6 protein-coding genes are annotated in these 16,823 nt (G+C 66.0%); 5 read left to right on the forward strand and 1 reads right to left on the reverse strand.

All coding sequences use genetic code 11. The features are described 5' to 3' along the window. Nucleotides 1–105: 105 nt before the first annotated feature. The 5 genes from Pdca_RS25320 to Pdca_RS25340 all read left to right on the forward strand — a co-directional run bounded on the left by Pdca_RS25320 (nt 106) and on the right by Pdca_RS25340 (nt 12,397). Nucleotides 106–3,567, forward strand: coding sequence for a helicase-related protein (locus tag Pdca_RS25320; RefSeq protein ID WP_085916422.1), 3,462 nt, complete (start codon nt 106–108; stop codon nt 3,565–3,567). Between the two features lie 20 nt (nt 3,568–3,587). Further along, complete coding sequence (locus Pdca_RS25325; protein ID WP_197719820.1) at nt 3,588–6,350, forward strand: DUF1156 domain-containing protein; 2,763 nt, start codon at nt 3,588–3,590, stop codon at nt 6,348–6,350. Nucleotides 6,351–6,354: 4 nt separating this feature from the next. Beyond that, entirely contained in the window at nt 6,355–8,256 is a 1,902-nt protein-coding gene (locus Pdca_RS25330) for a DUF262 domain-containing protein (protein ID WP_085916423.1), read from the forward strand. Nucleotides 8,257–8,259: 3 nt separating this feature from the next. Continuing rightward, a complete protein-coding gene (locus Pdca_RS25335; RefSeq protein ID WP_085916424.1) occupies nt 8,260–11,667 on the forward strand; it encodes a Swt1 family HEPN domain-containing protein in 3,408 nt (1,135 codons plus the stop codon). Nucleotides 11,668–11,728: 61 nt separating this feature from the next. After that, on the forward strand, nt 11,729–12,397 hold the full coding sequence (locus Pdca_RS25340; protein WP_085916425.1) for a hypothetical protein: 669 nt from the start codon (nt 11,729–11,731) through the stop codon (nt 12,395–12,397). On the opposite strand, the gene mobF is transcribed toward Pdca_RS25340, so the two are convergent. After that, nucleotides 12,376–16,755: a MobF family relaxase gene (gene mobF, locus Pdca_RS25345; protein ID WP_232021188.1), complete on the reverse strand. Its 4,380-nt coding sequence runs from the start codon at nt 16,753–16,755 to the stop codon at nt 12,376–12,378. The two genes, Pdca_RS25340 and mobF, sit on opposite strands and share 22 nt — an antisense overlap. Between the last annotated feature and the right edge of the window lie 68 nt (nt 16,756–16,823).

Raw genomic sequence — 16,823 nt, forward strand, 5'->3', positions numbered from 1 at the left:
CAAGCCTGAGCCGGTCGGACACCCAAGCGTGCCGTGCCTCGTCCTCCCCAACAGACGCTGCATTAGTGTCCGTTCGTGGCTCCACCCTCCTCGTCATCGAGTCCCGTGCGCGCTGAGGACCTGACCGCCGGCGTCACGGTGCACGGGCTGCGTCCGGGCCCCGTGTCTGTGCTTGCGGCCATCCCACACGGCCCTGACACGATCAATTTGGTCTTCCAGGACAGCTCGGGCGTGCCGAACACCCAGTTGCTGTATCCCGCCGATCTCGCACGCCTCACGGTCGAGCAGCCCGGCAGCCGATGGAGCTTCGACGCCGACGGAGCCGAGTTCCGACTGGCCGCTGAGGCACTACGCATCCGCATGGCGGGCCTTCACGATCCGATGCTCGCCGTGTCCTCGTCCGATGTGAGGCCGCTACCGCACCAGATCCGGGCCGTCTACGGGGAGCTGCTGCCGAAGACCCCTCTGCGGTTTCTCCTCGCCGACGACCCCGGCGCGGGAAAGACCATCATGGCCGGCCTGTACGCCAAGGAGCTCATGCTCCGCGGGGACCTAGCCCGGATGCTGATCGTGGCGCCCGGAAGCCTGGTCGAACAGTGGCAGGACGAGCTGGCGGCGAAGTTCGGGATCGACGCCGAGATCCTTTCCCCCGACATGGCAGCCAGCGCTGCGGACGGCAACCCCTTCACCAGGCACCCTCTGCTGATCGCGCGCATGGACCAGCTCGCCCGCTCGGAACCCCTACGAGCGCATCTAGCCACGAGCGAGTGGGACTTGGTCGTCGTCGACGAGGCTCACCGGATGTCAGCCCGGTGGTGGACGGGCGAGCTGCGGACCACCAAGCGATACGAACTCGGTCAGGAACTTGGCAACGTCGCCCGCCACCTGCTTCTGATGACGGCTACACCGCACGCAGGTAGCGAGGAGAACTACCAGCTCTTCCTCGCCCTCCTCGACCCGGACCGCTTCGAAGGACGCTTTCGCGACGGCGTGCACTCTACGGACACCACCGGGCTGATGCGGCGCATGGTGAAGGAGGACCTCCTCACCTTCGAGGGCCGTCCGCTGTTCCCCGAGCGGATCGCCGAGACGGTGCCCTACGAGCTCTCGGGCGGCGAGCAGCTCCTGTACGAGCGGGTCACGCAGTACGTGCGCGAGGAGATGAATCGCGCGGAGTCCCTGGACGCCGGACGTGTCCGGACAGTGGGTTTCGCTCTCACCGTCCTCCAGCGCCGGCTCGCGTCCAGCACTCATGCGATCCTTCGCTCTCTCGAGCGCCGCCGACATCGTCTTCAAGTAAAGCGCCAGGAGATGCTCAGCGCGACGCAGGCGTCCAGTCGCGACGAGCAGCTCTCCTACAGGGTGCGCATCACCGAGATCGAGGATTTCGAGTCTGACGAGCTCGACGCCGAGCAGGCTGAGGCTCTCGAAGAGAACGTCGTCGACGCAGCGACCGCGGCCCAGTCGGCTGTGGAGCTCGCTTACGAGATCTCGCAGCTCGACGAGCTCGTCGCACTCGCCACAGATGTCCGGGACTCAGGGCAGGACCGGAAGTGGGCAGAGCTGCGCAGACTGCTTCTCGACGAAGACATTCTTCGAGCCCCCGACGGAACTCCACGCAAGCTGATCGTGTTCACGGAGCACAAGGACACGCTGAACTACCTCGCCGAGCAGATCCGCAACGTCCTCGGCCGCGACGACGGGGTCCTCGTTATCCACGGGGGCACCAAACGCGACGACCGTCGACGTGCCCGAGAAGAGTTCACGCACGACCCGGCGCGCGCGGTGCTGGTGGCTACTGACGCGGCGGGCGAGGGCATGAACCTGCAGGCCGCCCACCTTATGATCAACTACGATCTGCCGTGGAATCCCAATCGGCTAGAGCAACGCTTCGGACGCATCCACCGCATCGGGCAGGAGAGCGTCTGCCGACTCTGGAACCTGGTCGCCGAGGACACGCGGGAGGGACAGGTCTTCACCAGGCTGTTGACGAAGATGGAGGAGCAGCGCAGGGCCTACGGAGGACGTTTGTTCGACGTCCTGGGCGACGCGTTTACCGAGACGTCCCTCCGCGACCTGCTGATGAAGGCCATCCGATACGGCGATGACCCGGAACGCCGGGCAGAGATGTTTGATGTCGTCGACGCCGAGGTCTCCAGCGGACTCAACGAGTTGCTCATCGAACGAGCGCTGGCCCAGGAGGCGCTCAGCCCCCACGAGCTCGAACAGCTGCGCAAGGAAATGGACGAGGCCGCTGCCAGAAGGTTGCAGCCTCACTACGTCGAGCTGTTCTTCCGTGACGCGTTCACCCGTCTCGGCGGCCGGATCTCCCGGCGTGAGGTAGGCCGCCACCAGATCAGCAACGTGCCCGCAACCCTGCGCGCCAGGCAGCGGCCCGGCTCTCGCACGCCACTTACGACCCGGTACGAGCGCGTGACCTTCGAGCCGAGCCGCGTCGAGGGCTTCGGCAGACGAGCAGAGCTGCTGGCACCCGGACACCCGCTGATGGACACAGTCCTCGATGCCACAGTTGAGGCGCACCGCTCAGCGCTGGACCGGGGCGCCGTACTCTTCGATCCCCACGACTTCGGCACCGTCCCTCAGCTCGTCGTTGCGTTGACCGGCGAGATCGTCGACGGGACGGGCCGGGTGGTCAGCAAGCGATTCGCGTTCGTCACCCTGACACCCGACGGACGCGCATCGACAGCCGGCCCGGCGCCCTACCTGGACGCGGAGCCGCTCCCTGCTCGCGCGCAGGCCGCCGCGAAGAAGGTCTTGACTCAGGCGTGGCTCAACGACGGTGTCGAGACGCTTGCCAGCACGTGGGCTGTCACCGATCAACAGCCTGAGCATCTAGAACAGGTCCGAGCGCGGATGCTGCCCCTGCTGGAGAAGACCACAGCCGCCGTCCGACAGCGACTCCTGCAGCAGGTCAACTGGCACCACAGCGAGGCAGCCCGCATTCGCGACGAGATCGCTGCAGGAAAGGGCGGCAAGATCCGGCAAAGCCCCGATCGGCTTGAGTCGAGAGCGCGTGAGCTGGAGGCACGCCTCGACGTCCGCACCGCGGCGTTGATAGCCGAAGCCCAACTCGCGGCGAAGGCCCCGACCGTAGTCGGCGCGGCCTTGATCATTCCGGCCGGGCTAGTGTCGACACATGACGGTCGGCATCCAGCGGACACGACCATCAGCGAGCGGCGGGCCGTCGACGCGGTCCTCGCCGCCGAGAGGGCCCTCGGCCGAGACGCCGAGGAGATGCCCCACAACAACCCCGGCTACGATATCCGCTCAACTGCGCCAGGACAACCGACCGTCTTCATCGAAGTAAAGGGCCGTGTAGCGGGAGCAGACGACTTTTTCGTGACCTACAACGAAGTGTTGTTCGGCAAGAACGCAGGCGATAACCACCGCCTCGCACTCGTCTCCGTCAGCCCAGACGGGCCAGAACATGACGAGCTGCGCTACCTCGCCAACCCGTTCCGCAGTACGGACCTCGGCGGATTTACTGCCACTGGTATTCGCGGGGACTGGGACGCCATGTGGAACCAAGGGGGACTCCCGCAATGACCGAGCCACGACCGACCCCAATGAAGCGCAAGCTCATCGAGGTTGCATTGCCCCTTGAAGTCATCAATCGTGAGTCAGCGCGAGAAAAATCTATCCGCCGCGGTCATCCATCTACATTCCATTTGTGGTGGGCACGCAGGCCGCTTGCCGCTGCTCGGGCGGTGCTGTTCGCCCAGCTCGTTGACGATCCATCTTCTCACCCTGAACGCTTCCCCAGCGACGCCGATCTGATCAACGAGCGAAAACGACTCCATCGACTCATCGAGCGCATGGTGACGTGGGAGAACCTGCATGACGACGAGGTCTTTATGCAGGCTCGTCAGGAGATCCTCGACTCCACAGATGGCGCACCGCCACCAATTCTAGACCTATTCGCTGGCGGAGGAGCAATTCCCCTTGAAGCGCAACGCCTTGGCCTCGAAGCGCACGCAAGTGATCTGAACCCGGTCGCCGTCCTCATCAACAAAGCATTAATCGAGATTCCACCAAAGTTTGCAGGCCGGTCTCCTGTCAACCCTGAAGCATCCGTTCTTCGTCAAGGCAGCTGGCCTAGTAACACCGGCCTCGCCGACGATGTCCAGTTCTACGGAAACTGGATTCGAGACGAAGCTGAAAAGAGAATCGGCAGCAACTACCCGAAAGCGACGTTGTCCGACGGATCGAAAGCTTCGGTGATCGCCTGGATATGGGCCAGAACCGTAACCTGTCCAAACCCCGCCTGCGGCATCCGAATGCCTCTCGTTCGGTCTTGGCAAATCGGGGGAAAGAAGGGGCGCGAAGCTTGGGTAATTCCATCCACCGTGAACGGAATAGTCACATATCGGATTAGCTACACTTCCCCTTCGCCGAATGGTTCTACTACAGCTGATTCAGGGACAGTCACCCGCACCGGAGCCACATGCATAAATTGTTCAGCGGCCGTCGACCTAAAATACATTCGAGCAGAAGGCAAAGCGGGTCGTCTCGGCACTGACTTACTAAGTATCGTTGCGGAGGGAAAACGCACCAGACATTACCTTCCGCCCAGCACGGAGCAGATAGAGGCTGCATCTCTTGCTCGACCGGAGGACGCACCTGATGGTCGGCTCGGATACGACCCACGTGCCATAACTGCACCAAATTATGGCCTGGAAACTATTTCGGATTTATTCACCGCTCGACAACTAGTGGCTTTGACAACCTTCAGCGACCTCGTAGTCGAGGCGCGCGAGCGCGTCTACTCTGATGCCATCGCACGTTGCGACTCGACCGCAGAACGGTCGGAGACAGAGAAATGGAGCGCATCCTACGCAGACGCGGTGGCATTGTATCTCGGCGCCGCCGTAAGTCGAGGGGCAGATCTCAACAACTCGCTGGTCACGTGGTCGAGTTCAAGGGATCAGGCTCGTAATCTCTTCGCCCGTCAAGCAATACCAATGACATGGGACTTTGTCGAAGTATCCCCGTTTGGAGGAGCAGCGGGTGATCTCGGCGTCGCGCTAAGGACTTCTGGCGAGGCTTTTGCAGCACTTCCAGGGGGCGAGCCGGGTACCGTATCCCAGCTCGACGCACAGACGCGTCAGCTACAAGGCCTACTCATCTCGACAGATCCACCGTACTACGACAATATCGGCTATTCTGATCTAAGTGACTTCTTCTATGTTTGGCTAAGGAGAGCCCTTAGGACCATCCATCCTGAGTTGTTATCAACCCTGCTCACGCCAAAAGAGAACGAACTAGTTGCCAACCCATATCGGCATGACGGCAAGAGCGGAGCGCATCAGTTCTTCGAATCAGGATTCAACGGAATCTTCCGCAGAGCCCGTGAACATGCTATCCCCAACTTCCCTATAACTGTATATTATGCCTTTAAGCAGGTGGAGACAAACATGCATGGCGAAGCGTCTACCGGGTGGGAAACCCTGCTCGATGGCATGCTCAGCGCCGGATGGTCGATAACTGCAACATGGCCAATGCGAAGTGAGCGAGGCGGCAGGATGCGAGACATTGGAAGCAATGCACTCGCATCCTCAATTGTACTAGCTCTCCGTCCTCGGCCTGCGAGCGCATCGCAGACTCCACGAAGAGGGTTTATCAGCGCCTTGAAGGGCGAACTACCCCAGGCGCTTCGCGAACTACAACAGGGAGCCATCGCCCCAGTCGATCTTCCACAAGCGGCCATTGGACCCGGAATGGCCGTATTCAGTCGCTACTCAGCGGTTCTAAACGATGACGGCTCGCCGATGAGCGTTCGAGCGGCACTATCACTCATTAATGAGGTACTCGATGAGGTCCTGTCTGAGCAGGAAGGTGACTTTGACTCAGATACACGTTTCGCCCTAGCCTGGTTCCGCCAGCACGGATTCGAAGCAGGAGATTTTGGCGATGCGGACAACCTCGCTCGCGCGCGTAACGCATCTCTGGAGCACCTTGAACGATCTGGGATCCTTAGTCTTCGTGGTACACGCGGCAAAGTCAGCTTGCTCGCGCCAGCAACCCTCGATCCCGCATGGAACCCTCAAACCGATGCGTATATCAGCGTATGGGAGGTTGTCATGCATCTATCCCGTACTCTCACCGAAAGCGGGATCGTCGCGACTTCATCCCTGCTTTCAGAAGTACCAGATTCAATTGATCGCGACTTATGTAAAGAGCTCGGCTTTCTCCTGTTCGCACTTGCTGAGGACTCAAAGCGCACCAAGGTCGCCATCGAATTCAACGCTTTAGGAACCGCTTGGAATGACATCGTTTCCGGAGTAGTGCGGCCGAGCAAGCAGGGCACGTTCGACTATACGAGAGGCTAGACTCGTGGGCTTCTTGACCCCGCAGCATAAACTGTCGACCCTATTGGATAGAGTTAACAACGGGAGAATCCAGCTACCGGATTTTCAGCGTAGTTACAAGTGGGACGAGGAGCGCATCCGCGCGCTCCTAGCCACCATCACTCTCGGCCACCCGCTTGGCGTGATCATGCTGCTGCAGACGGGCAACGACCAGGTCCGATTCAAGCCCAAGCCGCTCGAAGGAACGCCCGTAGGCGCAGCTGTGGCTGCGCCGGAGCACCTGCTGCTCGATGGCCAGCAGCGGCTCACGTCGCTCGTTCAGTCGCTCACCGGTGACGGCGTGGTCGACACCGAAGATGTTCGGAAGAAGCAGGTACGACGCCGCTTCTACATCGACATCGAGCGTGCGATGGTCGATCCGCTGCGCCTCGAAGACGCCCTCCGCACACTGCCTGGCGACGGGATCGAGCGGACCAACTTCGGCCGGGACGTCACGCTCGACGTGTCCACACCGGAGCTCGAGCGCGTGCACGGTCTGTTTCCGTTTCGGCTCGTCTATGATCAGCCGAACCTGCTGGACTGGTTGTGGAAGTTCCCGTCCGCCACTGGTCATCTCGCAGAGCGGACTGCTCTGATCCAGCGGTTCCAGGGGGAGGTGCTCACCCCGCTGCAGAGTTACGAGATTCCCGCGATCGAGTTGGACAAGGCGACGACGAAAGCTGCAGTCGCCACCGTGTTCGAAAAGGTCAACACCGGTGGGCTGCCGCTCAACGTCTTCGAGCTACTGACATCGATCTTCGCTGGCGACGCGCGGTACTACGCCGAGCATGGCGTCGACTTCCGTCTGAACGACGACTGGGCCCTCACCCAAGCCGTGATCGACACGCACCCCGTGTTGAAGAAGTTCGACAGCACGGCCTTCCTACAAGCGGTGACGCTGCTTGCCACCAGCCACGGGATTGGCGCGACGTACGCCCGTAAGGAAGACATTCTTAAGCTCGACCTCGTCGACTACCTGCGGTGGGCCGAGCCAGTTCGGCAGGCTCTGGTGTGGGTCGCACAGTTTCTGCACGACGAGCACATCCACCGGCAGGACGACGTGCCGTACCAAACCCAGCTAATTCCATTGGCTGCAATGCGCGTCGTCCTCGGCGAGGAGGCGGACGTGTACGCAGTCCGCGCACGTCTCCGTCGCTGGTACTGGAGCGGCGTGCTAGGCGAGCAGTACGGGGGCGCAACTGAAACTCGCTTCGCCCGTGACCTCGACCAGGTTCCCTCGTGGGCCTTGGCCGGAGTGGGTGCGACGGCTGGAGAACGAGACCGGGGCATCCCGAGCACTGTCGCAGGAGCCAGCTTTACCGAGTCGCGTCTGTTGACGCTTCGTTCTCGACAGTCCGCCGCCTACAAGGGGATCCACGCGCTTCTCATGGCGCGCGGCTGCAAGGACTGGCGCTTCCAAAAGACCTTCGACCACAACCAGTTTGTTGCGCTCCGGGTGGACATCCATCACGTGTTCCCGCGGAAGTGGTGCATCACAAACAACGTCGAGAGTTGGATGCGCGAGAGCATCGTGAACAAGACTCCGCTGGCGCGGAAGACGAACCAGATGGTGGGCGGCGCGTCGCCGGCGTCCTACATGCCGAAGCTTGAGAAGACCGCTGGGCTAAAGCCGGAGGAGTTGGACGAGGTAGTCGCGGCCCATCTGATCGACCCGGCAACGCTCCGTACCGCCGACTTCGAGTCCTACTTCCTGCGCCGGCGCCGGGCGCTCCTCGAGCTCGTCGAAGAGGCAATGGGGAAGCCCGCCCAGCGCGACGTCGAGGCCGACGAGCTCGTAGGCGGATTCGAGACACCAGACCAGTTCGCCGAGGAGCCCGACGACGTCGAGGACGGCGCAGACGAGACCACCGCGGACGAGGAGGCATGAACGATGGCGCTGAGCAACCGTGACCGTGTAGGCCAGGCTTTCGAGCAGTTGGCGGTCGGGCTCGACGAGTTCATCACACGTGTGCTCGCTCCTGAGCTCGCCGACGGTTCGGACTGGACTCTCGTGCTGGCGGCAAAGGACGCTCAACGAGGTGGGCGACCCGGCACCTACAGCCGACTCGACCCGCAGTGCAGCCTTCGAATGCTCAGCGAGAATGTCACCGGAGCGGTGAAGGACGGGTGGTACCCGTTCAACGCTCATCTCTCCCGCTCCGAACAGTCCCTGGCAAGCGAGCTCCGCGAGACCAGGAACAAGTGGGCGCACAACGCATCCTTCTCGTCGGACGACGCCTACCGAGCGCTCGACTCAGTCGAACGGTTGCTCCGAGCAGCGGGCACCCCTAAACAGGCCGAAGAAGTCAAACGTCAGCGCATCGACCTCCGGCGGTTGTCGGCCGAGCAAGAGGACCGGAAGGCGGTCCGCAACGGGAGCTCCTCAGACCTTCGGTCAAACGGGCTCGCCCCCTGGCGCGAGGTTCTACGCCCGCACGATGACGTAGCCAGTGGGAACTTCCACGCCGCCGAGTTCGCCGCCGATCTCTCGATGGTCGCTCGCGGTGAGGGCGACGCCGAGTACACCGACCCCGTCGAGTTCTTCCGCCGGACCTATCTCACGGCAGGCCTCAAGGACCTGATCAAGCGGGCAACACGCCGGCTCGCTGGAGACCTCAATGCCTCGCCGGTCATAAACCTGCAGACAAACTTCGGTGGTGGCAAGACCCACTCGATGTTGTCGCTGTGGCACCTTGCCTCCGGACGCCCACTCGTTGACTACCCGCAGGAGCTCCAGGACCTCCTGTCAGGCCAGGAACTCCCCAGTTCCGTTCGGCGAGTGGCGCTTGTGGGCAACCAGATTGCTCCGTCGGGTCTCCAGCCCAAGGCCGACGGCACTCTTATCCGCACGCTTTGGGGCGAGCTCGCTTGGCAGCTCGGCGGCCGAGAGGGCTTCGCTCTCGTCGCAGACGCCGATCGAACCTCGACCAACCCTGGCGAGGCCCTGCGCAAGCTGTTCGCCCGCTACGGCCCCGCCGTCATCCTCATCGACGAGTGGGTTGCCTACGCGCGCGGACTCTATGGCCGCGACGACCTCGCGGGCGGCAGCTTCGACACACAGTTCACCTTCGCCCAGTCCCTCACCGAGACCGCGAAGGCCGTCCCCGGTGTCCTTGTAGTGATCTCCATTCCGGCTTCCTCCGACGCGGCGACGACGACGGGTGCCGACGGGGTGAGCGACGAGGAAGTGGGCGGCGATAATGGGCGGGAGGCACTTCGACGTCTTCAGAACGTAGTGCGTCGGACAGCAGATCAGTGGCGGGCGGCCAGCGCGGACGAAAGCTTCGAGATCGTGCGACGCCGGTTGTTTGCCACACCGGACGGCACACAGCTGGGCCAGATCTCGGCAACAGCCGATGCCATGATCGCCTTCTACCGCAAACATTCCGGGGACTTTCCCAAGTCTGTCTCGGACTCGGCCTACGGTGATCGCATCCGACGTTCCTACCCCGTGCACCCGGAGCTCTTCGACCGTCTCTACGAGGACTGGTCCACACTTGACCGCTTCCAACGCACTCGCGGCGTGCTGCGCCTGATGAACACGGTCGTCGGCCAGCTGTGGCGCGAGGGCGACACGGCCCCGCTCATCATGCCCGGCTCCGTCCCGCTGGATACCGATCAAGTGCTGACTGAGATCTCCCAGTACCTCGACGACAGGTGGAAGCCAATCGTCGACGCCGACGTGGACGGCCCTACCTCTGCCCCGGCTCAGGTGGACAACGAACAGCCGTTGCTCGGAGCCCGCCACACCACCCAGCGACTCGCCCGAACCGTCTTCGTAGGCGCAACCCCGACTCTCAGCACAGCTCATAAAGGTCTTGACCGAGCGCGGCTCTTCCTAGGCACCGCGCTCCCTGGCGACGTGCCCGGAAACTTTCACTCCGCCCTCAACCACCTGGCTAACCGGGCGACCTACTTCTACAGCTCTGGGGCTGCCTACTGGTACGACACCCAGGCCAACACCACCCGGACTGCTCGCGACTACGCCGAGCGCCTGCACCCCGAGGACACGTGGGCTGAGGTCAAGCGCAGGCTGGACCCGATCAAGAAGAGCTCTCCACGTGGCTTCGCCGCGGTGCACGTGACGCCGGACAGCTCGGCCGACGTTCCCGACACCCCGGACGTGCGGTTGGTGATCGTGCCGTGCAAGGAGACGTACGACCGCAAGCAGAAGGACGAATCACCCGCCGCAGTCTGGGCTCTGAACGTCGCTCAACGGCGCGGCTCCTCGGCCCGAGTACATCAGAACATGGTCGTCTTCCTGGCCGCCGATGCGGCTCGATACCGAGAGCTCGACGAGTCCATCCGGCAGTACCTGGCGTGGAAGTACGTTCGGGACAACGCTGACAAAGCTCTCGGCCTGACCGCTGCGCAGCGCGCCCAAGCCGAGGATCGGAGAGACCGCGCCGACCAGACGGTCAAGGACCGGCTCCCGGCTACGTTCCATTGGGCACTCCTGCCGCAGGACCAGCCGGTCACGATCAAGGCCATCAAAGCCGATGGGACAACGGACGACGTCGCCGAGCGAACGGCGGCCAAGTTGCGCGCGGGCGACGACCTGTCTCTTCAGCGGGCAGCGAATGTCATCCGCCTCGACCTGGACGGCCCGCTTCGCCCTGCTTGGGACAAGCTGGGGCACATCTCTTTCGGGGAGCTCTGGGGCTACTATACGACGTATCCGTACCTGGCACGATTGCGCGACCGCTCAGTTCTTGCCGACGGGATCGCATCCGTCGTGGACAGCGAACTTATCTGGGAGCAGACGGGCTTTGCGGTCGCCACGGGTTGGGACGGCGAGCGCTATACAGGTCTCGTGGTCCCCGGCACAGAGTCACGCCCGCCTGAGATCACGGATTCGTTGCTGATAGTGCAGCCAGCCCGGGCACTGGCGCAAGTCCGCGACGACCGTGCTCGTCGCTCGGCCGCAACCGCGACGGGAAATCCTGACGATACGATCGCCGCCACAGAACGACCTGAAATGATGGACCGTGCTTCGAGTCCCGCCAGTTCCCATACAGCTGGCGATGGCCCGTCAGGCCCGCACCTCACTTCGAATCCAACTCCCATGACTCGATACTTTGGAGCTAAAGAACTCAGTTCCGAACGATATGCGGGCGATTTCGCCAAGATTGCGCAGGAGATTATAGCGCAACTCGCCGCTGTCGCCGATGTCGAACTGGAAGTCCGGGTAGAGATCAGTGCGCGCACTCCCAGCGGTTTCGATGAATCCAAAATGCGGACAATCCGAGAGAATGCAACCGTCCTGAATTTCTCCGACTCTGGATTCGAACAGAGCTGAAACTCATGCGCTCCTCCTCCGTGCGCACCAGAATGTCAGGGGTCACCTGCATGCTTGGCACATGACAGAGAGCGATGTGGTGGACGAGCTGGAGAGCATCGCCATCGCGACGACCAACGCGATGCTGGCCGAGGGCGGGTTCGTCCAGCCTCCGACCATGCACATGTTCTGTGAGGACCTGGGGCGCCAGCCGTACGCGGGTTACGTCCGCTCGCGGCTGTTCTACCCGGGCGACGACGCGCACACGGCCGTGGAGACCTTCGGCTTCCTCGCGTCGTTCGTGAACGCCTCGCGGCTGGTGCTGACCTGGGAGCAGGCCGACCTACAGATCGCGTTGCAGCGACCCGGCGAGCTGCTACCAACGGGGCTCCTCCTGGTCGACGTGCCGCGGGTCGGTGAGCACATCGTGCGGTGGAATCCGGCCGAGCTTGTGCAGACCGGGACCCGCGCGGACGGCTGTCCAGTCGTGGAGGCGTCGTGGGGCCCGGCCCAGCGGATCCCGGGCGGCTTGTTGCCAGCGCCGGTGGCCGCGGCGTTGGAGCTGTGGCGGTCACCTCGGACGTGGTCCGCGATGGAGATCGCCGAGGCGTACCTCGGCATGGAGGACGACGGCTACCACATGGCGTGGCCAGTGCGCCCCGACGACGAGCCGCCGCAGCGGTGGCCGCTGTGGCGGGCCGTCGTCGAGGCGATCGTGACCGATCCAGGTCAGCCCCAGCGGTCGGCGTAGTCGTCCTCGCCGTCCAGGGACTCGTCGGCATACGGGTCCTCGTGGGCGTGGTCGACGTCGCGGGCCTCGGGTGTGTCGAGGCCGGCCTCGTAGGCCTCCTGGGCCTGGATCTCGTCCAGTGCCCGGCGGGCGCGGGTGACCGCGTCCTCGGACTCGGCGGTGGTCGGTACGCGGACGTCGTCCTCGTTCCGTTCCTGCGGCTCGGTCGCGGCGGACTCGCGCAGGTCGGAGACCGCGGTCTCCAGGACCGGGCCGTCGTTGAGCGTCTGGGGCTCGTCGACGGCGTCGTTGAGGTCGTGCTCGGTGATCGGGCGGTGCTCGTCATCGGCGCGCATGGCCTCGTCGTGGGCGGTGAGCCACTCGTCGGCGGTGACTCGATCGTCGGGGGCGTCGCGGTCGCTGTTGCGGTGCGCGAGCGCAATCACGGCGCGGTCGTGCTTGTCCCGGTCGACGGTGGTGCGCAGCAGCCAGCGTCCGCGGGCGGCCTCGACCTCCTCCAGCTCGCCGGTGCGCTGGTCCAGCTCGGCGGCCAGGGCGGCGGCGCCGTCAGCGGCCTGGTGCAGCTCGGCGGCGCGTGCCGGGTCCGTGGCGGCGTTGGCTTCGGCGCGGTGCAGGGTGGCGGCGCCGCGGTGGTGTTCGGCGGCCTGGCGGGTTCCGGCGAGTTCGTTGGCGACGTAGCGGGGCGCCCACGCCTGCTGCCGCTCGTAGGCCCGCACCCGCATCCGCAACGCGCCGTCGGACAGCTCGAACTCCTCCCGGTCCGCCCGCGGCCGACCCATCGCCTCCCACCCCGCGCAGTACGCGGCGTGGTGCTCCACCATCCCCGGCTTCGGCGCGGCGCCGAGCAGGTCGAGCGCCTCGGCACGGCCGGCCTCGGCCACGTCGGTGTCCTCGCGGCCGGTCAACGCGCGGCAGGCGGCGACGGCACCGGCCTTGCGCTCCCACTCCGCGCGGGCCTCGTCGTCATCCCGGTCGGGGACCTCGCCGAGCAGGTCGGTCGCCCAGCGCGGCGGCTCGGCCGCGGCCTCGGCCCCCAGGTCGGCGGTGCGCTGGTCCATGTGCTCGGCGAGACGGTCGAGGTAGCGGGTCATCTGCGGGTCGTGGAGGTGCGGGACCCGGTCGGCCCAGGTGCCGACGTCGGGTTCGAACCGCTGCCGGTCGCGGAGACGGGCGTGGATGACGTTGGTGAGGTTGCGGGCGCCGGTGAGTGGCTGGCCGGTGATTGTGGCGTGCAGCGTGGCGTAGGGGTCGGTGCCGGAGACCTCGGCCCGGCGCAGCACGCGGGTCAGCGATGTGGAGGCGTCCTCGGCGGCGAGCTGGTCCCGCTGCTCGACCGTCAGGACTCCGGTGTCGGTGAGCCGGTCCAGCCATGCGCTCGTGCGTCGGACCGACGCCTGATGGGCGGCGTCGGCGAACAGCTCGGCCGCGACGGGGATCGACTCGGCCCACTGGGCGGAGTCCTCGGCGATGGTCAGCGCGGAGCGGTCGGGCTCGGCCAGCTCCAGTGCGGTCGTCAGGACGGCCTTCGGGGAGCGGTGCAGCTGGTGGTCCCGGCTGCCGTCGGCGGCGTCGGGCAGCTCGGTCACCGTGGCGACGTAGGCAGTGTTGGCGTCGGTCCCGCGAGTCAACCCGACCAGGGCGGCGGCGTGGTCGGTCCGGTCGGTGACGACCGAATGGCAGGTCGTCACCGTGGCGCCCTGCCCGCAGTAGCGGGTCCCGGCGTAGCCCAGGGCCAAGTCGTCGGCGACGAACCGCGGCGAGAGCACCATCCGCTCCCCCACGCTGTCCTCGTTGCCGTCGCGGGTCAGGTCCGTGGTGACGTCCAGGCCGCCGTCGTCGCGCACCCCGAGGACGCGGAACCGCTCGCGGGTGTGCGGGGCGCGGGTGTTGCCCTCGTAGCCTGCGAGGTCGTGGCCGATCGCGCGGGCCTCGACGACGTCCCCAACCCCGGCGTAGGCACCGGTCCGGCCCAGCCGCACACCCTGCTCGGCGACCAGGCCCAGGTTGACGAGCTGTGCGCGCAGCTCTGAGGACAGTCGGTCGGCCTGGTCGTTGGTGTCGACCAGCAGCAGCGACGGGGTGCCATCCAGGGTGTCGGCGAGCCAGGCGCGGGCGGCGGCGGTCTCGGCGGCGGTGACGTCGCCGCAGTCGATCAATCGGCCGTGGCAGTGGTACTCGTCCAGGACCTCGGTGTCGCCCTCGCGCAGCCGTAGCGACGCCTCGCGCTCCCACTCGTGGGTGAAGCGGCGGGCCTCGTTGAGCTCGTAGCGGGCCCCGCCCGCCCGGGCGATCAGGTCCATGCCGCCGCCGGCGCCGATCGCGGCGAGCTGACGCGGGTCCCCGACCAGCAGCAGCTTCGCCCCCGCCGCGTCCACGTGACCGTGGATCGCGGCCAGGGCGGGGGTGTCGGTCATCGCTGACTCGTCCACCACGACGATGTCCCCGGCGTGCAGCCGGAACCCCAGATCGGTGTCGTCGCGGGGCCGACCGGCGGTGAGCCGGTCTTGCGTGGCGAGCCAGGCGGCGATGTTGCGAGCGGTGAGACCCTGCTCCGCCAGCACCGACGTCGCCGCTTGGGCGGTCGCCAGCCCGAACACCCGCCGCTCCGGCCTGCCGGTCAGGTCGGGGTCGGTCCAGGCGCGGGCCATCATCCCGACGGTGAACGACTTCCCCGTCCCGGGCGGGCCGACCAGGGTCTCGACCCGCGCCCCGGAACCGAGAACGCCGCGGACGGCGGCCTCCTGCGCGGCCCCGAGCCGGGTGCCCTCGACGGCCAGCCCGGCCAGGAACCGATCGATCGCCGCGTCGGGCAGGCGCTCGCCGTCGTGGCGGCCGGCGGCACCGGCGAGGATCCGCTCGGTGTGCACGTGCCCGGTCGTCGCGTAGAGAGTGGCGCCGGGGGCTTCGAATGCGGAGTCGCCGTTGGCGAGCTTGTACTCATCGGGCAGGACGTCGGCCGCGGGGCGCTGGGTCTGCACGCTGGTGAGGTCGGCGGTCATGGCCTCGTCGGCGAGGATGTCGAGCAACTTCGCGATCTGGCCGCCGTCGCTGATCCCGAGGTGGTCGGGCAGCGCGCTGTTCAGCGCGCGGATGAGGTCCGGGCGGGTCCACACGGTCCGGGAGTTCTGGACCTCGGCGAGCGCGACCGAGACGACCTCGGCCGGGGACCACTGCATCGGCGCGACCTCGCCCGGACGGGCGGCCAAGGCGGCGTCGGCGATCCCGGCCAGGCCACCGGCGATCTCGGCGTCCATCCGGGCCGCGACCCGGTCCAGCAGGTCCTCCCGGGTCTCGCCGTGGTGGGACTTGCGGGCGCGGGTGGCGAGGGTGGCCTGCTGGGCGAGGCGTTCGAGCTGGTAGCCGTTCGGCGCGTGGCCGTAGCGGGCCTCGAACGCCTCGACCAGCTCGGCGGTCTTCGCGGTCACCTTGTGCCGCCGCGTGGAGATCAGGCTCATCGCCTGCTCGGAGACGCCGACGACCTCGCGGGCCTTGCCGTCCGGGCGGGTCGCCATCACGAGTCCGAGCGATGCCGTGAGCCGTTCCTCGGTAGTGCGCTCCGCGACCGCGGCGGCGGCCGGGCGCCAGCGGTGCAGGCTCCGGCCGTCGACGGTGCGCCAGATCCCGTCCGGTCCCTCGACGCGGTTGAGGATCGTGTTGTGGATGTGCAGCTGCGGGTCCCGGTCGCGGGAGTCGTGCTGGAAGAACGACGCCACGGTCCACTCGTGGGCGTCGGCGTAGCGGCCGGCGGCGCCGCCGTGGTGCCCGACCCGGGTGTAGCCGGCCTTGTCCTGCAGCAGCTCCAGGGCGGCGTTGTTCCCCGCCCAGATCGCGTCCTCGACCGCGGTGCGGAACTCGCCCCACGCCACGGCGGTGTCCTCGTCCCCGGCCTGGCGGGCGGCGACCTCGCGGGCCTCGAACGCGGTGTGCAGCAGCGTGACCGACTTCTGCACGGAGAACGTGGCGTCGTAGAACGCAACGTTGTGCCGAGCCTTCTGTCCGGCCTCTGTCCGGAGCTGGGCGCGGCGTTCCGGCGAGGCGTCCGGCTCGCGTTCCAGCGCGGCGGCGTAGATCTGGTCCTCGGACTGGTACTTGCGTCCGGTGTGTCCCAGCGTTCCAGCGGTGTCCCACTGGGACGGGTCACCGAACGCGGCGTCCCGGGGATCGAGGAACAGCTCGTAGACCGCGCGCATGTCCTGGGCCTCGACCAGGCCCTGCAGGCCGAGCTTCTCCGCCCCGGCGCCCCACCAGCGCCCCGGCGGCTCGCCCTCGGCGACCGCTCCGGTGTAGTAGTTCTCCCGCCCGGTGGCGACCTCCTTCAACAAGTACTCCGGGCTGTAGCCGTTGACGATCCTCAGCACCGCGACCACCTCGCGACGGCCACGGGGCGGGCTGCGCGGGACTGCGCGGCGGGGGTGGGGGTTGCCGG

The organism is Pseudonocardia autotrophica (genome assembly GCF_003945385.1).
GTDB lineage: Bacteria > Actinomycetota > Actinomycetes > Mycobacteriales > Pseudonocardiaceae > Pseudonocardia > Pseudonocardia autotrophica.